The following is a 19,121-nucleotide window of genomic DNA, read 5'->3' on the forward strand; positions in this document are numbered from 1 at the left end:
ATGACTGACTACCATGAAGCATGATAATAAATTGTTTCCGAGAGAACAGGTGATGGAGAGCCTGAAGCAGTCTTTCGTGAAGCTGCATCCAAAATTGATGATTAAAAACCCGGTGATGTTCACCGTGGAGATAGGTACCGCAGTAATGGCTATCGTAGCATTGTATACCATTTTTACCGGTAATCGTGAGCAGGGCAGTGTGGCTTATAACATTTCCATCTTTGCTGTGCTTTTCCTCACGGTATTGTTTGCCAACTTTGCAGAAGCCATTGCCGAGGCACGTGGTAAAGCACAGGCCGAAAGCCTGCGTAAAACAAGGGAAGAAACACCTGCCAAAAAGATAGAACTGATAGGTGAAATATTCACCAATGAAATTAAAATAGTGTCCTCCTCTACCTTGCGCAAAGGCGACATCTTTGCCTGTGACCCCGGCGATATCATCCCGGCCGACGGGGAGATTGTACAAGGACTTGCCAGCATCGACGAATCGGCCATTACCGGCGAAAGTGCGCCGGTGATCAGGGAAGCTGGTGGCGATAAATCGAGCGTGGTAGGCGGTACTAAAGTACTGTCTGATCACATCAAAGTAAGGGTAACCACCGAACCTGGTGAATCCTTCCTGGATAAAATGATTGCGCTGGTAGAAGGCGCCAGCCGCCAGAAAACGCCGAATGAAATAGCATTAACGATCCTGCTGGCCAGCTTTACACTGATATTTATTATCGTGTGCGTAACGCTGAAACCTTTTGCCGACTACGCACAAACCCCTATCACTATTGCGGCCTTTATTTCACTGTTTGTTTGCCTGATTCCTACTACCATTGGCGGTTTATTATCTGCCATTGGTATTGCGGGTATGGACCGTGCTTTGCGCGCCAATGTGATTACCAAATCCGGTAAGGCAGTGGAAACAGCCGGAGATATTGATGTGCTGTTGCTTGATAAAACAGGAACTATTACCATTGGCAACCGTAAGGCGACTAACTTCTATGCTACCAACGGCATTTCTACTGAAGAGTTTATCCGTCTCTGCGCATTGAGCTCTTTATCGGACGAAACACCGGAAGGGAAGTCAATTGTAGAGTTGGCAGGTAAAGAAGTTGTAAACAAATTGACCGTAACTGGTGCCAGCCTGGTGAAATTTACTGCCGAAACCCGTAGCAGCGGTATCGACTTGCCCGACGGTAATCGTATCCGTAAAGGTGCTTACGACGCTATCCGCCGGTTGACCGAAAAAGAAGGATTTGTTTTCCCGGAAGAGACCCGCTCCCGCGTGGAAGCTATTTCGAAAGATGGCGGTACCCCGCTGGTGGTAGCACTTAATAGTAAAGTACAAGGGGTGATAGAGTTACAGGACATTATCAAACCTGGTATCAGCGAGCGTTTCGACCGCCTGCGCAGGATGGGTGTGAAAACCGTGATGGTAACCGGAGACAATCCGCTCACCGCCAAATATATTGCTACGAAAGCCGGTGTGGATGACTTCATCGCAGAAGCCAAGCCGGAAGATAAAATGAGTTATATCCGTAAGGAGCAGAACGAAGGCCGCCTGGTAGCCATGATGGGCGATGGTACTAATGATGCGCCGGCGCTGGCACAAGCCGATGTGGGAGTAGCGATGAACAGTGGTACACAGGCCGCCAAAGAAGCCGGCAACATGGTGGACCTGGACAATGACCCTACCAAGTTGATTGAGATCGTAGAAATTGGAAAACAGCTGTTGATGACGCGTGGTACACTCACCACTTTCTCCATTGCCAACGACGTGGCCAAGTATTTTGCCATTGTTCCTGCGCTGTTTGTGGCGTCTATCCCGGCTTTGCAGGGTATTAATATCATGAAACTGCATAGCCCTGAAACAGCCATCCTGAGCGCGGTAATATTCAACGCCATTATTATCCCGCTGCTGATACCGCTGGCATTAAAAGGGGTGGCCTATAAACCAATTGGCGCCAGTGCCTTGCTGCGCAGGAACCTGCTGATTTATGGTGTAGGTGGTATTATAGCGCCTTTCATTGGCATTAAGCTGATTGATATGGTGATTGCCCTTTTCATGTAATTCTAAATAGAAAAAATTTAAAGAGATGAAAAAATATTTGTGGCCTTCTATAAAACTGACACTGTTGCTGGTGATTGTACTGGGCGGATTATATCCCCTGTTCCTGGCGGCAGTTGCTAAACTGGCCCCTGGTAAAGGTGATGGTGTAACGGTAACGCATAATGGAAGAGTGGTAGGTTATGAGAACATCGCGCAGAAATTTACAGATGATAAGTATTTCCAGCCACGCCCTTCTACGGTAGATTACAATGCGGCAAGTTCCGGTGGTTCCAATAAATCGGCCGGTAACCCTGACTATTTGAAAACAGTACAAGCCAGGATTGACACTTTTATGGTGCATAATCCCGGAGTAAAGAAAGAAGATATTCCCGCCGAACTGGTTACAGCTTCAGCGAGTGGACTGGATCCACATTTATCGCCGGAAGCGGCTTATGTGCAGATACCACGGGTAGCCAGGCTGAGAGGTATTCCAGCCGACCGCCTGAAACAACTGGTAGACGCTAATACCAAGCCCCCTGTTTTAGGGGTATTGGGTGTGGCCACCGTAAACGTGTTAAAATTGAACATAGCACTCGACGATTTGAAGTAAGCCGGGTGTAGTCCTATTATTCCTTTAACCTGTGATATCCTGTGAAAACCCTTGACTGGCAGTCCGTAGCTGCGGATTGCCAGGATTTATCACCATCAGCCTATATTTAAAAGTCAACTTACATGAAGAAAATTTTATTGCTGGGCGGTTTGCTGGCAGCAGCTATTACTATGTTTGCCCAGGAAGCGCCTACGGCCGAAAAAGAGAAAGGAAAAGTAACCTTTTCAGGATATGCGGAAGCTTATTACAGCTATGATTTTAACAACCCGGCTAATCATCTCCGGCCAGGCTTTTTATACAACTTTAACCGGCATAATGAGCTGAATCTGAACCTGGCAATGGTAAAAGCCAATTATACCAGCGACCGGATAAGAGCAAACGTGGGATTGATGGCCGGCACCTACCCGCAATATAACCTGGCCACGGAGCCTACCCTGATGCAGTATGTATATGAAGCCAATGTAGGCGTTCGGGTGGGTAAAAACGTATGGATTGATGCGGGTGTAATGCCGTCGCATATTGGCTTTGAAAGCGCTATCGGAAAAGATTGCCCTACCCTCACGAGGAGCATACTGGGTGAAAATTCGCCCTACTATGAAACTGGTGTAAAGGTGACCTGGACTCCGAACGACCAATGGACATTTGCGGCCATGTACCTGAACGGATGGCAAAGAATTAAAAAAGTAGATGGTAATCAAACCCCCGCTTTTGGTACACAAATCACCTTTAAACCCAGTGACAAAGTACTGCTCAACTGGAGCACCTATGTAGGAAATGATCTCCCGGATAGTATAAGGCAAATGAGGTACTTTAATAATGTTTATGGTACCTTTAGTATAACAGAAAAGTTCAGTGTCATTGCTGGATTTGATTTTGGATTACAGCAGAAAGCCAAAGGATCTTCTGATCTGAATAGTTGGTATAGCCCTGTTGCGATTGCGAAATATGCTTTTACCAGCAAATTTGCGATGGCCGGCCGTGTAGAGTATTACAACGACCAGCATGGCGTGGTGATCAACACCGGTACTGCCAATGGATTTCAGACAACCGGCTACTCCCTTAACCTTGATTTTACCCCGGTGGATCATGTCATGTTTAGATTGGAAGGAAGAACATTTGATGGTAAAGACAAGACCTTTATGAAAGGAACCCAGATGAAAAATACCAATACAGCGATTACAGCGTCGCTGGCAGTATGGTTCTAAGTATATCGTATGACAGATAAAGAACACTCGGTACAGCACTTTCTTAACCTGGCCAACCGCGCTGGCAGAGGTAAGTTTAAGATATACATCGGCATGAGTGCCGGTGTGGGAAAAACATACCGCATGTTGCAGGAAGCGCATGCCATGTTAAGAAATGGTGTTAATATCCAGATCGGATATGTAGAAACACATGGGCGTGCGGAAACGCACGCCCTGCTGGAGGGGTTGCCCCAGATACCCCGCAGGACGGCATTTTATAAAGGTAAAATGCTGGAAGAGATGGATCTCTCTACCATCCTGCTCCTGTCGCCCGAGTGGGTAGTGGTAGATGAACTGGCGCATACTAATATCCCCGGCTCAAAGAATGAAAAGCGTTGGCAGGATGTGGTAGACTTACTCAATGCGGGGATTAATGTGTTATCGGCTGTTAACATACAGCATATAGAAAGTATTAACCAGGAAGTAAAGTCCATTACCGGTATTGAAGTACAGGAGCGGATTCCGGACCTGGTGTTACAGATGGCCAATGAAGTGGTGAACATAGATCTTACGGCAGACGAGTTGATTACCCGTTTGAAGGAAGGGAAGATCTACGACCGCTCCAAAGTGGAGAGCGCGCTGAGCAACTTCTTCCAGGCCGATAAAATTTTGCAGCTGAGAGAGCTGGCGCTGAAAGAAGTAACTACACAGGTAGAAAGAAAGGTAGAATCAGAGATTCCACGTAATTTGCAAATGAGGCATGAAAGCTTCCTGGCATGTATTTCTAGCAATGATGAAGTGGCGAGAAAGGTGATCCGAAAAACGGCGAGGCTGGCCGCCTATTATCATGCAGACTGGTTTGTGCTATATGTACAAACGCCGCGGGAAAGCGCGGATAAGATTGCACTGGCCGCGCAACGTCATCTCATTAATAACCTGAAACTGGCTACAGAACTCGGTGCAGAAGTGGTACAGGAGCACAATGCCAATGTATCGGAAACGATTATCAAAACAGCCCTGGATAAACGGGTGACGACCATTTGTATGGGAAAGCCACATATCAATCTTTTCCGTATTATATTACGTACTAACCTGTTTAACCAGCTACTGAAAACGCTTTCTACCAACGACATTGATATTATAATACTATCATGAGTAAGTTCAGATTAAAAACGAAGATTACGCTGGGGGTATTATTCCTCTACATTATGCTGCTGGTGGTGAGCATTCTGGGCTATTACTATCTGAACCGCCTAAACGAAAAAGCGAAATTTATCCTGAAGGATAACTACGAATCCCTGGAGTACTCCAAAAATATGCTGGTAGCACTGGAAGATTTGCCACAGCACCGCACCGCAGCCATGGAAATGTTTTCTGCCAACCTCCGGAAACAGCAGGCCAATGTTACCGAACGAGGGGAAATGGCTGCTACTGCAGAGGTAAGCCGCATTTTTGAGTTGTTGAGAAAGGATTCTACCGCAGATATCAGTGATATCAAAAAGAGTATCTATACTATTATGGATCTCAATATGACCGCTATTGTGGGGAAGAACGAACTGGTGAAGAAAACGGCCGACAATGCCCTGTTATACATCGCTATCATCAGCGGTGTTTGTTTTTTATTGGGTTTTACATTTGTGTATAATTTCCCTGGATATATTGCCAACCCTATCCATGAACTAACAGAAGGTATCAAGGGGATTGCCAATAAACAATATGGCAAGCGGCTTTATTTCAAATCGGGCGATGAATTTGGAGAGCTGGCCACCGCTTTTAATGTGATGGCGCAGCGGCTGGATGAATACGAACATAGTAACCTGGCCCGCATCATGTTTGAAAAGCAGCGTGCAGAGGCGGTGATCAGCAGCCTGAAAGATGCTACCATCGGGTTTGATAACAACAACATCATCCTGTTTGCCAACACGCAGGCGCTACAGTTGCTCAGTATGCCGGAGAAAGATGTAATAGGGCAGGCAGCAGAGGCCATATCTAAAAGGAATGACCTGTTACGGTACCTGATCAATACCCAGGAAAACGCCCCGCTTAAAATAGTAGTAGATGGGAAGGAATGTTTCTTTACCCGGGAAACGATCGACATACAACACGAAGAAAAACGTATAGGCTATGTAGTGATACTCCGCAACATTACTACGTTTAAAGAGCAGGATATTGCGAAAACACATTTTATCGCTACCATTTCACATGAGCTGAAAACCCCGCTGGCAGCATCTGACTTTAGTATTAAGCTACTGGAAGATGAGAGAACCGGCGCGCTGAGTACAGAGCAACGGGAGCTGGTAGATAGCCTGAAACAGGACAACCGGCGTATGATAAAGATTGTAAGTGAGTTGCTGGATTTGTCGCAGGTGGAAAGTGGTAATATACAACTGCAGCCGCAGCCGGTAACTGCTTTAAGTATTGTACAATACGCCATGGATACCGTACGGCAGCAGGCAGCCCAGCGGGAAGTTGCGATACATACGGCAGTGCCGGATAACCTGCCCAGGGTGCTGGCAGATGTGGAAAAAACCGCCTGGGTATTGGTCAACCTGTTGACCAATGCTATCCGGTATTCTGAACATGGCGCCGTTATCGACCTGGTGGTGAGTCCTACGGGTATAGAGATGGTATCTTTCGTGGTGCAGGATTATGGGAAGGGTATCCCTGCGGCTTTCCGGGACAAGATTTTTGAGCGATTTTTCCAGGTACCGGGCATGAAAGGAAACCAGGGCAGTGGCCTAGGGTTAGCTATTTCCAAAGAGTTTATAGAAGCACAGGGGGGCGTTATCGGGGTAGAAAGTAATGAAGGAAAGGGCAGTCGTTTTTATTTTACTTTACCGGAGGCGCCTGATCAGCATTGATCGATATGTTCCCTGATCAGGTGTACTTTTGAGTAATATATCTTCGTTAACTCATCCAGCCGGGAAGCAATCGTGTCAACATTTTCTTCCAACCGGGCATCTCTTTCTATTTCCCAGGCGATATCAGATGCGTGCGAAAGGCCAGCCAGGTTGAGGTTGAACTTCATTTGGTGCGCCAGCATATACAGGGGTTGCCAGTTTTTTTCTATCACCAGTTGATTCATTTCTGAAAATTTCTTCGGGATGCTGGACAGTAGTTCTTCCAGCAACATTTTGATGTGCTCAGACTCGCCGGACATCATGTTATAAACGGCGGTGAAATTGAGGGAGGTATCGTTATCGGGCATATGATGGATGGTTTGTATGAGAGAAGGAGGTTCTGGCAGTTGTTCTTCTAACCCCTTCAATATTTTGAGAAGGAGGTCGGTACGTTCAAAGGGTTTGGAGATGTAATCATTCATGCCGGCATTCAAACAGCGCTCCCTCTCCCCTTTCAGTGCAGAGGCGGTCATCGCGATGATGCAGGTTTGTATGCCCTCTTCCCGGATAGCCCTGGTGGTTTGATATCCGTCTATCCCGGGCATTTGTATGTCCATGATGATACAATCGTACACTTTGTGGTGGAGCATTTCGAGGGCGGACCGGCCGTTGCTGACCACATCTGTTCTGGCGCCGGCATCTTGAAGGGTAAAGAATACTACCTGCTGGTTAATTTCATTGTCTTCTACTACCAATATGTTTTTGCCCTGTAATGGTTTGGCAATGTGAAATAGCTGGTCTTTTTCTATTTTTTCGGTGAGGTTACCACTGTGCCGGGTAAATGGCACCTCAAAATAAAAAGTAGCGCCTTCATTGAGATTGCTGGTTACCTGGATAACGCCATCTTGCAGCTCTATCAGTTCTTTGCTGATGGCGAGTCCCAGGCCGGTGCCGCCGTATTTCCGGGTATTATCAGTATGTGTTTGGGAGAAGCTTTTAAAGATGAGGTCATGTTGCTCGGGTGCAATGCCAATGCCGGTATCTGTTATTTCGAAGCCCAGTCTTGCTACATCCGGATCTTCGTTTCCTTTTACCAGTGACGCTTTGACCGTTATCTTTCCCCCGGGAGTAAATTTGATGGCATTTTCCACGAGGTTGGTCAAGACCTGGTTCAGGCGGATACCATCTCCCAGCAAGGTGGTAGGGACAGCATTGTCTATTTCATCAAAAAAGGACAGGCCTTTTTGTTGGGCCTGTAATCTGAGGGGAAACAGGGCTTTGTCTATCACTTCGTATACATCGAACGGCTCGTGTTGCAGGTGAAGCTTGCCTGCTTTTATCTTAGAGAAATCCAGTATTTCATTGATGATGACCAGCAGGTGATTGGCGGAAGCTTTGATGGCATTGGTATATTCGAGTTGGGCCGGGGATAGTTGATTTTGTTGTATCAGGAGATTGGTCATCCCCAGGATACCGTTCATAGGCGTACGAATTTCATGGCTCATATTTGCCAGGAACATTTCCTGTGCGTTGATAGCTTCCTGTGCGGCCTTGCTGGCTTCTTCCATTGCTTTGATATAGTTGGCCTTTTCGGTGAAATCCTGCCCTATACCACATATGCCGATGATTTCTTCTTCGGTATTTCTCAATGGAAATTTGGTGATCAGGAAATGGTAATCTTTACCGCCTACTATAATCTCATCTTCCAGTTTTACCCGGTTGCCGGTAGTCATCACCTGTTCGTCCAGTTTAGCATAGCGGGGTACCCAATCGTACGACAGTTCTTCATCTGTTTTACCGATGATATCTTTTTTATTAATTCCCATGACATCGGTAAAGCGGTTATTGACCAGGAGGTACTTGCCGGGGGCGTCTTTTATAAACATCATGGAGGGCATGTAGTCGATGATAGCATCGAGCCGTTTCTGGAGATATTCCGTTTGGCCGGCATCTCTTTTGCGCTTGTCGATATCCCTGACAATGCACTGGAATTCCTGTACCCGGCCATCGGGGCCATAGATCAGGGCTGCGAGTTGTTCTACCCATTTTCGGTTGCCCGATTTCGTGATGATTTCGAATTCCTGGAAGGTATAGTCATCGCCGGTTTGCATTTGGTTCACGTAGAGCGCTTCGAGTTGCTGATGGGTTTCATCGTCGAGAAAGAAGGAGTAATGTTTACCGATCAGCGCTGTGTTGTTGTAACCGGTGATTTGTGCTGCGCGTTTGCTCACGGAAATAAAGTGCCCATCTATAGTTGCCCTGAATACGATGAGTTCTGTTTCTTCCGCCAGGCGCATAAAGGATTGTTCTCTTTTAAGGAGGCGGTTGGTATGTATTTTCAGTTTGAGGAAGAGGCGGTAGATATAGCGGGATTCTCCCAGCAGCAGGATGAGCATGAACAAGCTGATGAAGATGGTATTCCTGAACAGGAGCCGGGTATACTCATTGTTATTTTCCACCTGGGTCACCAGTTTATCCCGGTTGATGTGGATATAGGTGTTGAGATGCTCCAGGATACTTTTTCTAAAATCAGTGTTTTTAGGTGTTGTGATCAGTTGTTTGGCCAGGGCGGGCTGTTGTGCAGCTGTGTTGAGAATTTGCCGGTTATAATTGAACTTTTCTTCTAGCAGGGTATGGAGGTCGGTCAGTATTCGTGAGGAGGGGGTATCGTTTTGGGTGATAGTCCGGAGGCTGGAAAGGATATGCCTGATGCTGTCGGGAATGGTGTAGGCAGCGGGTGGAAGGGCCACTTTATCTGTCAGGAGCATGTCCCGGATACTGTTGGTGTAGCTGCCTTCCAGGTTGATAATGCTTCTGACCATATCGATTTGCTGGTTGGTTTGCACCATCCATTGAGCGGTGCTTTTGCATCTTCTTTGCATATCCCAGGCGTAGTAAACGAAACCAATGAGCACCATGAGCACCGCAAGAATGAGTGCCATGACAGGATTGACAATTTTTTTCATGCTTTGTGTTTCAACGACTCTTTAAAAGCATTGGCAGGGGTTATGGTCCGGGTGATGGATTATATTATTCAAATTAGGAATTTTTGGACCAATATTGCTATTCATCTTGTTCAGTATGAAAGGGGGATCAGGAAAAGAATATGGGTTCAATATCACTTTTTCTGTAACTTTCGGGCTGGGAATGTATAATATGGAGTATGTTTTTGCAATATTTTAACCAATTGTGTTACAATCATTCCATTATATTTGCCTAATATTCTTTTTCCTAAGTATGTATTCTTATATGAAGAAAATAATTTTTACCCTGGGTCTGATAGCTGTATCTATTGGAGTTTTTGCGCAGGAAGGTGGCTCTCCGATGAATAAGGCGGTGAATAAGCTTACCCATTCCAACGACTTTTTGATGATTCAGTTGTCTTACGATGGCTGGGCTGGTAAGCCAGACAGCTTAAAGAGTGGGCTGAACAGGGGATTTAATATAGCGCTGATGTATGATTTCCCGTTTAAGAAGTCTAAAATGAGTTTAGCGGCTGGTTTGGGTTTCAGCACCAGCGGCGTATATCTGAAAGATCATTATATGGAGATAGGAAAAAATAACAGTTCTGTGGCATCCTTCCCCTCTTCTTCCTATAAAAAGAATAAAGTAGCAACTACTTACCTGGAAATTCCGATTGAATTACGGTACCGTAGCGTCCCAGATAATGCCAATAAAGGTTTTAAAGCGGCTATCGGCGTAAAGGTAGGCGCACTGGTAGATGCACATACGAAGGTGAAATATACCGGGGCCAATGGCAATAAGGAGTTTGACAAGGTATCCAACAAAGGGTTCTTTAATCCATGGCGTTTTGCGGCTACAGCCCGTGTAGGTTATGGTAACTTCGCGTTATTTGGCGCTTACTCGCTGAATCCATTATTAAAAGACAATGCTGCCAATAACCTGGACATCAGGCCGTACTCTATCGGTATCGCCCTGAGTGGACTGTAATAACAGCTAACATTATAAAAAGCGAAAGACTGAAGCTACCTGCTTCAGTCTTTCGCTTTTTATAATGAATTAGATTCCTTTAAACGCTGGTTTTCGCTTTTCCCGGAAGGCCTGTAGGCCTTCGGCGTTATCTGCCGAGTTGCCGGCTATTTCCTGGCAATAGGCTTCGTAGTCGAGTACGGCATCAAGATTTTCCGTCATGCCTTTGGTCAGCATTTTTTTCATGAGTGCAATCGCTTTCGTAGGGGCGGCAGCGTAATAGGCTGCTTCTTCCTGTACGGCGGTGTCGAGGTCGCCGGCAGGCACTACTTTGTTGACAAGTCCCATTTGCAGGGCTTCCGCAGCCGTGATTTTAGTAGCCTTGGTGGCCAGTTCAAATGCACGGTGGTAGCCTACAGTGCGGGGCAGGAAATAGGAAGAGCCGGAGTCCAGCACCAGTGCAATGTTGACGAAGATTTCGATCATGGTAGCTGTTTCGCTGGCGATGATCATGTCGCAGGCCAGGGCTATGGAGCATCCGGCGCCAGCCGCCACGCCATTAAGCCGGCAAATGACCGGCTTAGGCATGTTGCGGATGGCGCGAATAATGGGATTATAGCGTTTGTGCAGTGACTCGCTGAGATTACGTTTACCTGACTCCATAGATGCTTTCAGGTCCTGGCCGCTGCTAAATGCTTTGCCAGCGCCTGTAAGCACCACCACTCTCACGGAAGCATCCTTTTCGACCTTTTTTAATGCGTCCTGTAGCTCATAGCTGAGCGGGTCGTTGAACGCATTATATACTTCAGGTCTGTTAAGGGTGATGGTGGCAATACCATCCTGAATATCCATTAATAAAGTAGTCATGATACCAGGTTTAGCGGTTATTTACAGGGTTTCTTTCAGCCAGTTGAAGAATTCACGTTGCCATACGATGGCATTTTGTGGTTTCAGCACCCAGTGATTTTCTTCCGGGAAATAGAGCAGTTTGCTCTTGATGCCCTTTAATTGTGCCAGCTGGAAGGCCTGTAATCCCTGCTCGATAGGTACGCGGAAGTCGATACCTCCCTGGATAATGAGGATAGGCGTATTCCATTTGTTGGCGTATTCGCTGGGGTTGAAATGCTTAAATCCATTGGCGTTGGCCGCATCCCAGTAGGCGCCGATATCCCAATTGGCGAACCAGAGTTCTTCGGTGGTACCGTACCAGCTTTTCAGGTCGAACAGGCCATCATGAGCAATAAATGATTTGAAGCGATTTTCGTGTACACCTGCCAGCATGTATACAGAGTAGCCGCCATAGCTGGCACCTACAGCACCCCGGCGGTTTTTATCTACATAGCTTTCCTTGCTCACATCATCTATAGCGCTCAGGTAGTCTTTGATTGGTTGTCCGCCCCAGTCTTTACTGATAGAAGCGTTCCATTCCACACCATGTCCGGGCATCCCTCTCCTGTTGGGTGCTACTACGATGTAGCCCTGGGAAGCCATAAGCTGGAAGTTCCAACGGAAGGAGTAAAACTGTGATACGGCCGATTGTGGGCCACCCTGGCAGTACAGGAGGGTGGGATATTTTTTAGCGGGATCAAAATCCGGTGGATAGATCACCCAGGTGAGCATGTCTTTATTGTCGGTCGTTTTCACCCAGCGCTTTTCTATTTTGCACATACCGATCTTATCGTAAATAGGTTTGTTAACGCTGGTGAGTGGGGTTACTGTACCTTTCTGGAGGTCTACGGTAAATAGTTCCGCGGCGTGGTTCATATCGGCACGGGATACCACCATGGTATTGCCGGCCTGGGCTACCATGTCGTTGATGTCGAAGTCGCCGGTAGTTACCTGGCGTATATGTTTGGCGTTGGTTTGCGCCAGGTTTTTCTGGAGCGTTATTTCCAGCAGTTGCTCAGTGCCTTTGATTACGGCTACGAAGTATATTTTTTTGCCATCGTTGCTGAAGCGGGAGGAGGCGGCAGTGCCATCCCAATCTTTGGTGAGGTTGGTGATAACGCCAGCCGCACGGTCCATCACGATCACATCATTTTTATCAGACTCATACCCATCGTGGGCCATGCTTAACCAGGTGATGTATTTTCCATCCTGACTGAAGGAAGGGGCTACATCGTAGCCCATCATGCCGGTAGACAGGTTGCGGGTATTTTTGGTATCCAGGTTATATTCGTAGATATCGGTATTGGTGCTGAGGGCGTATTCTTTCCCGAATTTCTTCTTACAAACATAGATAATGCTTTTGCCGTCCTGGCTCCAGATCATGTCTTCTGGGCCACCAGAGGGCATTTGTGGACAGTCGTGCGGCTCTTCTGCCATGATGTCTATAGGGGTACCTACTTCGCCATTATTGTAAGTAGCATAGAACACATGGGAGAAGCTGCCATCTTCCCAGGTATCCCAGTGGCGGTAGTTGAGATTATCATAGATCTGGACATTGGATTTAGGAAGATCCGGGAAATGATCTGCACCGGATATATTTTTCACTTTCACATCTTTCGAAAACAAGATATGTTTACCATCGGGAGAGACACGGATATTTTGCATACCGCCTTCCACATTGGTTTTTTGTACCGGGTTGGAGCCATCGGCATTCATTTCATACCATTGTCCTTTCAGGGAAAAGCCGATTTTGTTGCCAGGGAGAATGGCCACATCTCCTTCTGCACCCGGTGTTTGGGTGATTTGGGTGGCGGCGCCACCGGCTAATGGAATGGCATAGAGATTTTTTTCACTTTTGTTTTCCGTCATATTGATCTGGGAGACGCCAAAGAAGACGGTTTTCCCATCGGCGCTCAATGCCTCGCCGCTTACACGACCTAATTGCCATAGCAATTCAGGCGTCATCTTATCCTGGGCTACTGCCATAGTTGAGATTAATAGTCCTGTCAGTAAAAAAGGTTTATACATGGTATCGAAAGGTTGTTTTGGATCGGGTAAATGTAGGAAGAAATGGGGATTTTACGGGGCTCGCTCTGTAGCCGGTAAATTCTGTGTAAATTTGCTGCAAATTCAGAAAAAACTTGATTGAGAAGAAACAAGTCGTACAAAAAGAAGAGAAGGCCGTTATTGTAGGGGTGATCACAAAAGACCAGACAGAGCGCCAGGCGAATGAGTTCCTGGACGAGCTGGTATTCCTGGCGGAAACTGCCGGAGCAGCCACTGTAAAGCGTTTTACCCAACGGTTGGCGCATCCCGACAGGGCCACTTTTGTGGGAAAAGGAAAGCTGGAAGAAATACATCAGTTTATTGCCGGCCGGGATATTTCACTCGTCATCTTTGACGATGAGTTAACCGGGTCGCAGATTGCCAATATTGAAAAAGTCCTGAAAGTAAAAACGATCGACCGCAGTGACCTTATCCTGGACATCTTTGCCCGCCGTGCCCGCACTGCACAAGCCAAGGTACAGGTGGAGCTGGCGCAATACCAGTATATCCTGCCGCGTTTGCGTGGGATGTGGAGTCACCTGGAAAGACAGGGAGGTGGTATTGGTAGCAGAGGCCCCGGGGAAACGGAAATCGAAACGGACCGTCGTATCGTAAAGGATAAAATTGCCCTTTTGAGAAAAAGGTTGGAGGAAATTGATAAGCAGTCGCTCACCCAACGTAAGGAACGCGGCGAATTTGTGCGTGTAGCCCTGGTAGGATATACCAACGTAGGCAAAAGCACGATCATGAACCTCCTCAGCAAAAGTGAAGTATTTGCCGAAAATAAATTGTTTGCCACGCTGGATACTACTACCCGTAAGGTAGTGTTTGAACAAACGCCTTTCCTGCTCAGCGATACTGTAGGATTTATCCGGAAACTGCCTCACCACCTGGTGGAGAGCTTCAAATCTACCCTGGATGAGGTGCGCGAAAGCGATATCCTGATCCATGTGGTAGATATTTCACACCCGCAATATGAAGAGCAGATTGAGGTAGTAAACCGCACCCTGCAGGAGCTGAAAACCTTTGAAAAGCCTACTATCCTGATCTTTAACAAGATGGACCTGTATGAGGCCAACACCTTTGATCAGTGGCTGGAGCCCGAAGTGAAAGCGGATATCCTGAGAGATCTGAAGCAGCAATGGGAAACAAAAACCCAGGGTAACTGCGTATTCATTTCCGCTTTAGAGAAAAGGAATATTGAAGAACTGCGGAAAACCATACTGGACAAGGTATCCAAGCTGTACAAAGAGCGTTTCCCCTATAAATCGGAATTTTTCTACTAATGGCCAAATCGTATAACTGGTATAAATTGTCGGAAGGGCATTTGCCGCTTGCGGAGGGAGAAATCACGGAGTTAGAGGTAAATGGAAAGAAAATTTGTTGCACGCTGCACCAGGGCCAGCTTTTTGCCTTTGCCCATAAATGTCCGCATGCTGGTGGTATTATGTCCGATGGGTTCATAGATACCGCCGGCAACGTGGTATGCCCGATACATCGTTATAAGTTCAGCCTTAAAAATGGATACAACTGCAGCGGAGAAGGCTACTACCTGAAAACCTATCCCATAGAGCAGCGGGGAGACGGCCCCTGGCTGGGAATGGAGAAAACCGGGTGGTTCTGGTAGGCAATTATCTTTCTGTTAAAAGTGATAGGTGAGCTTGACGTAACCGGCATATGCCTGTAACTTTTCGCTATGCTGACTACACCTACAACTATCACACACAGATTTCATCTTCAGGAAAAACAGGTCTGGCTGTTGATAACCGCAATAGCCGTACTGTTGCAATTCAGTGCCTTGTTTGTACCTATCCTCGAGCCGGATGGCGCCCTGTATGCCGGTATTGCCAAAACAATGGTATTAAAACATGACTATTGGAATCTTTATGCCGATGGTCATGACTGGCTGGATAAGCCCCACTTCCCTTTCTGGATGGCTGCCATCAGCTTCCAGCTCTTCGGTTTTCATACCTGGTCATATAAACTGCCTGCCATCCTCTTTTTGCTGATGGGCGCCTGGTATACTTATCGCTTTGCCTATGAGTTATATGACGAAAAGGTAGCCCGCTGGGCGGTATGCATCTTACTAACAGCCGAACACCTGGTTATTTCCAATAATGATGTAAGGGCAGAGCCCTACCTTACCGGGTTGATCATTGCGGCGGTATATTATGGCTACCGCCGGAAAATCCTGTTAGGAGCCATTTTTACGGCATGTGCCATCATGACGAAGGGTTTATTTGCCCTCGTGCCCATTGGCGCCGCTATTGGCGGCCAATTGCTGTTTACCCGCAACTGGAAAGAATTGTTTCATATTCGCTGGCTGCTGGCGCTGCTATTGACCGCCCTGTTTATTACGCCAGAGCTGTATGCGCTTTACCGGCAATTTGACCTGCACCCGGAGAAAACGGTGTTTAACAACACCGGGGTATCGGGATTACGCTTTTTCTTTTGGGACAGTCAGTTTGGGCGGTTTATGAACACCGGCCCCATCAAAGGAAGCGGCGATCCCTTTTTCTTTTTTCATACGGTATTATGGGCATTTTTACCCTGGTCGGTGATGTTATATGCCGCCGTCATTCTATTTATCCGGAAATGGAAGCAGCAAAAGGAATATTACTGTATTTGCGCGGCCCTGGCTACTTTCCTGTTATTTTCATTGTCGAGGTTTCAACTCCCCCACTACCTGAATATCATTTTCCCTTTTTTTGCTATACTCACCGCCCAGTATATTTTATCGCTTGAAACGGTAAGAGGATTAAAATTTTTTCGGATCACCCAATATACCATCATTATCCTGGTGGCGATAGCCGGCGTAGTGCTGGACCTGCTCTACAAACCAGCTATGCACTATGCCTGGCTGTTGCTGGCAGGTGCGTTGTTACTCTTGTATGTATTATTACACTACTGGTTGGATAAATCTACCCGGCAGGCAATTTTTTATCGCACCATCGCCATCAGTATTCTGTTGAACCTCTACCTGAACACCATTTTGTACCCCGATATGATGCAGTACCAGAGCGGCAGTCAGGCTGCGACGTATGCCAATACCGCACTTCGGGGGCAAAGCATCGGTTTATACCAGGTCAATTCCTACGCATTTGATTTTTACCTGGATGCGCCTGTAATACGCGAGGATAGCGCCAGCGCGGTAGTGTTTACCTCCAGGGAAGGCCTGGATCTTTTGCAGGGCCAGGGACATACCTGCACCATTATCCGGTCATTTCCTCATTTTTATGTGAGCAAACTGGATTTACCATTCGTCCGGAAAGTAACTCGGGCAAGTGCTTTGGGGGAAAGATTGCTGGTGGCGGTGAAAAAATAAATTTTTCATTTATTGCTGAAATATAATGTGGTGGCTGGTTTCATTGATATCTTCCTTTCTTTTCCAGAAAATTTTTGAAAAAAAGTGCGATAAGATTTTGCGAAAATAAAAATTTACCTATTTTTGCAATCCCAAATCGCACAAACGATACGGGAAACACTCCTCCTTAGCTCAGTTGGTTAGAGCATCTGACTGTTAATCAGAGGGTCGCTGGTTCAAGTCCAGCAGGGGGAGCAGAAGAAAGGAAGAAGCCTTATCAGTTCAAACTGGTAAGGCTTTTTTGATTTTATACCGATTTGTTTTTCCTGCCAAAAAATTCTCTTTCAACAATTATTTCCACGGCCCTTTAAACAAAGCATATTCGGCCTTTTGAACAAAGTCGGTCGGAAACCACTGTGCTACTTTTGTATCAAACAAAATGAAATTAAAATGATACAAAACAATTACCAGGGAGCGTTACAGCATCCTATTGCCTCTGGCTTTCATGCACAATCCACCACTGCAGATGTTATCAAAGGTGTTGATCTTACGGGCAAAATCGCTATCATAACTGGCGGAAACACAGGTATCGGTTTGGAAACAACAAAGGCACTCGCCTCCGCTGGCGCTACAGTGGTTGTTCCTGCAAGAGATGTAGAAAAAGCAAAGAAAAATTTGGCAGGCATTGCCAACGTGGAGATTGAGGCAATGGATATGATGGATCCTGCGTCAATTGATGCTTTTGCCGGGAAATTTCTTGCTTCCCGCCGGCCCTTGCACCTGCTGATAAATAATGCCGGCATTATGTGGGTGCCACTGCGTAAAGATCAGCGGGGAATTGAATCACAGTTGGCCACTAATTACATCGGGCAGTTTCATTTAACGGCCAGGCTTTGGCCTGCACTTAAAGAAGCCAATGGTGCAAGAGTAGTGAATGTTTCCTCCCTGGGTCATCATATGTCGCCATTCAACTTCGAGGATCCGAATTTTGATCACCGGGAGTATGAAACACTGGAGGCATATGGCCAATCAAAAACAGCCAGTAACCTGTTTGCCCTTGAACTGGATAGTCGCGCACGTGCATATAATGTAAGGGCCTATGCTGTACATCCCGGATCAATTGCCGGCACTGAATTGGGCCGGGAGGCATCCATTGAATTATTTCAGAAAATGGGTTTCCTGGACAAAGAAGGAAATATGCGTACGGACGTATTAGCGAGATTAAAAACAATTCCGCAAGGAGCGGCAACCACCGTTTGGGCAGCTACTAGCAGTCAACTTAATAATATCGGCGGTGTATACTGTGAAGACGGAGATATAGCCGAATTATTGTCTCTTAATCCTGCAGAGAGCACCCATGCAAAACTCCATCAAAGTGGTGTACAGCAGTATTCGCTGGACGAGAATACTGCGAAAAAGCTCTGGACATTCACAGAAGAGATCGCGGGAATTCATTTCGAAATCAGGTAAGATCCATGTTTAATAAATCTCTCCCCCCAATTATAAAACAAAAACTATCCGAAATGACAAATTTAAAAGGAAAAGTAGCCCTGATTACCGGAGGTAACAGCGGAATTGGATATGCTACCGCAAAGGAACTTATTGCAAACGGCGCCGAGGTAATCATTACAGGCCGTAGAAAAGATGCCATAGAAAATGCCGCTGCAGAATTGAATGCAATCGCTTTGCCCGCGGATCAAACGAAACTAGCTGATATCAATACCCTGACTGCAGAAGTTGCCGCTCTGTTTGGCAAGATCGATATCCTGGTGGTAAATGCAGGAATATCAAAGCTGACAACAATAGAAAATGCAACAGAGGAATTGTTTGATGAAGTAATAAATCTAAACCTAAAGGGTACCTATTTTACACTAAGCAAGTTTATTCCTCTACTAAATGATGGAGCATCGGTCATATTGATTTCCTCTTCTTCAGCATCAAAGTCAATTCCACAGACCTCTATTTATGCGGCAAGCAAAGTAGCTATCAATGCAGTAATGAAGATTGCTGCCGTGGAACTGGCGCCACGTAAAATCAGGGTGAATTCAGTGAGCCCGGGCCCTTTTGCAACAGAAATCATGAAAAAAACAGGGCTGGCAGATGCAAGGATGCAGGACTTCATTAGGGCAGGGGTACCATTGGACCGGTTAGGGCATCCCGCGGAAATCGGTCAGCTCATCAGCTTTCTGGTTAGCGATGCAGCGTCATTTATTACTGGTGCAGAGTATTTGGTAGATGGGGGACAATCACTTAATAAGTAGGTATTATTTCTCTTAAATTT

At 46.5% G+C, this 19,121-nt stretch carries 14 protein-coding genes and 1 tRNA gene; 12 read left to right on the forward strand and 3 right to left on the reverse strand.

The window, feature by feature from the left end; genetic code table 11:
- Positions 1-13: 13 nt before the first annotated feature.
- The 5 genes from kdpB (at position 14) to HGH91_RS10740 (ending at position 6,693) form a co-directional block, all read left to right on the forward strand.
- Positions 14-2,059, forward strand: coding sequence for a potassium-transporting ATPase subunit KdpB (gene kdpB, locus HGH91_RS10720; protein WP_168738440.1), 2,046 nt, complete (start codon positions 14-16; stop codon positions 2,057-2,059).
- A gap of 25 nt (positions 2,060-2,084) precedes the next feature.
- Entirely contained in the window at positions 2,085-2,648 is a 564-nt protein-coding gene (kdpC, locus tag HGH91_RS10725; protein WP_168738441.1) for a potassium-transporting ATPase subunit KdpC, read from the forward strand.
- A gap of 122 nt (positions 2,649-2,770) precedes the next feature.
- A complete protein-coding gene (locus HGH91_RS10730; RefSeq protein WP_211092259.1) occupies positions 2,771-3,853 on the forward strand; it encodes a porin in 1,083 nt (360 codons plus the stop codon).
- Positions 3,854-3,862: 9 nt separating this feature from the next.
- Entirely contained in the window at positions 3,863-4,987 is a 1,125-nt protein-coding gene (locus HGH91_RS10735) for a sensor protein KdpD (RefSeq protein ID WP_168738442.1), read from the forward strand.
- Positions 4,984-6,693, forward strand: coding sequence for an ATP-binding protein (locus HGH91_RS10740; RefSeq protein WP_168738443.1), 1,710 nt, complete (start codon positions 4,984-4,986; stop codon positions 6,691-6,693). Before HGH91_RS10735 ends, HGH91_RS10740 begins: the two co-directional genes overlap by 4 nt.
- Here HGH91_RS10740 and HGH91_RS10745 read toward each other — a convergent pair.
- Entirely contained in the window at positions 6,684-9,638 is a 2,955-nt protein-coding gene (locus HGH91_RS10745; protein WP_168738444.1) for a response regulator, read from the reverse strand. The genes HGH91_RS10740 and HGH91_RS10745 overlap by 10 nt on opposite strands.
- Before the next feature lie 283 nt (positions 9,639-9,921).
- Between HGH91_RS10745 and HGH91_RS10750 the strand changes: the two genes are divergently transcribed.
- Complete coding sequence (locus tag HGH91_RS10750) at positions 9,922-10,623, forward strand: porin family protein (protein WP_145662472.1); 702 nt, start codon at positions 9,922-9,924, stop codon at positions 10,621-10,623.
- A 69-nt stretch (positions 10,624-10,692) separates the two neighbouring features.
- On the opposite strand, the gene HGH91_RS10755 is transcribed toward HGH91_RS10750, so the two are convergent.
- Together HGH91_RS10755 and HGH91_RS10760 are read right to left on the reverse strand one after the other, a co-directional pair.
- Positions 10,693-11,469, reverse strand: coding sequence for an enoyl-CoA hydratase/isomerase family protein (locus tag HGH91_RS10755; protein ID WP_168738445.1), 777 nt, complete (start codon positions 11,467-11,469; stop codon positions 10,693-10,695).
- Between the two features lie 21 nt (positions 11,470-11,490).
- On the reverse strand, positions 11,491-13,476 hold the full coding sequence (locus HGH91_RS10760) for an alpha/beta hydrolase family protein (protein ID WP_247651706.1): 1,986 nt from the start codon (positions 13,474-13,476) through the stop codon (positions 11,491-11,493).
- 155 nt (positions 13,477-13,631) lie between these two features.
- Here HGH91_RS10760 and hflX point away from each other — a divergent pair, with 155 nt between their 5' ends.
- From hflX to HGH91_RS10790, 6 genes are all read left to right on the forward strand, one after another.
- Positions 13,632-14,822 carry a GTPase HflX gene (hflX, locus tag HGH91_RS10765; RefSeq protein WP_168738447.1) on the forward strand — a complete coding sequence of 397 codons (1,191 nt, stop codon included), beginning with the start codon at positions 13,632-13,634 and terminating at the stop codon, positions 14,820-14,822.
- Entirely contained in the window at positions 14,822-15,163 is a 342-nt protein-coding gene (locus tag HGH91_RS10770; RefSeq protein ID WP_168738448.1) for a Rieske (2Fe-2S) protein, read from the forward strand. Before hflX ends, HGH91_RS10770 begins: the two co-directional genes overlap by 1 nt.
- Positions 15,164-15,295: 132 nt before the next feature.
- Positions 15,296-16,861 (forward strand): ArnT family glycosyltransferase, encoded by a 1,566-nt coding sequence (locus HGH91_RS10775; RefSeq protein WP_247651707.1) that lies wholly within the window; start codon positions 15,296-15,298, stop codon positions 16,859-16,861.
- A gap of 160 nt (positions 16,862-17,021) precedes the next feature.
- Positions 17,022-17,095 (forward strand) — tRNA-Asn (locus tag HGH91_RS10780).
- Between the two features lie 195 nt (positions 17,096-17,290).
- On the forward strand, positions 17,291-18,310 hold the full coding sequence (locus HGH91_RS10785; RefSeq protein WP_168738450.1) for an SDR family NAD(P)-dependent oxidoreductase: 1,020 nt from the start codon (positions 17,291-17,293) through the stop codon (positions 18,308-18,310).
- 53 nt (positions 18,311-18,363) lie between these two features.
- Positions 18,364-19,101: an SDR family oxidoreductase gene (locus HGH91_RS10790; protein WP_168738451.1), complete on the forward strand. Its 738-nt coding sequence runs from the start codon at positions 18,364-18,366 to the stop codon at positions 19,099-19,101.
- Positions 19,102-19,121: the final 20 nt, after the last annotated feature.

This window comes from Chitinophaga eiseniae (genome assembly GCF_012641265.1).
GTDB lineage: Bacteria > Bacteroidota > Bacteroidia > Chitinophagales > Chitinophagaceae > Chitinophaga > Chitinophaga eiseniae_A.

Coding starts and splice junctions, on each gene's coding strand:
- kdpB (WP_168738440.1), top strand. CDS start 14: ATGAAGCATGATAATAAATTGTTTCCGAGAGAACAGGTGATGGAGAGC.
- kdpC (WP_168738441.1), top strand. CDS start 2,085: ATGAAAAAATATTTGTGGCCTTCTATAAAACTGACACTGTTGCTGGTG.
- HGH91_RS10730 (WP_211092259.1), top strand. CDS start 2,771: ATGAAGAAAATTTTATTGCTGGGCGGTTTGCTGGCAGCAGCTATTACT.
- HGH91_RS10735 (WP_168738442.1), top strand. CDS start 3,863: ATGACAGATAAAGAACACTCGGTACAGCACTTTCTTAACCTGGCCAAC.
- HGH91_RS10740 (WP_168738443.1), top strand. CDS start 4,984: ATGAGTAAGTTCAGATTAAAAACGAAGATTACGCTGGGGGTATTATTC.
- HGH91_RS10745 (WP_168738444.1), bottom strand. CDS start 9,638: ATGAAAAAAATTGTCAATCCTGTCATGGCACTCATTCTTGCGGTGCTC.
- HGH91_RS10750 (WP_145662472.1), top strand. CDS start 9,922: ATGAAGAAAATAATTTTTACCCTGGGTCTGATAGCTGTATCTATTGGA.
- HGH91_RS10755 (WP_168738445.1), bottom strand. CDS start 11,469: ATGACTACTTTATTAATGGATATTCAGGATGGTATTGCCACCATCACC.
- HGH91_RS10760 (WP_247651706.1), bottom strand. CDS start 13,476: ATGGCAGTAGCCCAGGATAAGATGACGCCTGAATTGCTATGGCAATTA.
- HGH91_RS10770 (WP_168738448.1), top strand. CDS start 14,822: ATGGCCAAATCGTATAACTGGTATAAATTGTCGGAAGGGCATTTGCCG.
- HGH91_RS10785 (WP_168738450.1), top strand. CDS start 17,291: ATGATACAAAACAATTACCAGGGAGCGTTACAGCATCCTATTGCCTCT.
- HGH91_RS10790 (WP_168738451.1), top strand. CDS start 18,364: ATGACAAATTTAAAAGGAAAAGTAGCCCTGATTACCGGAGGTAACAGC.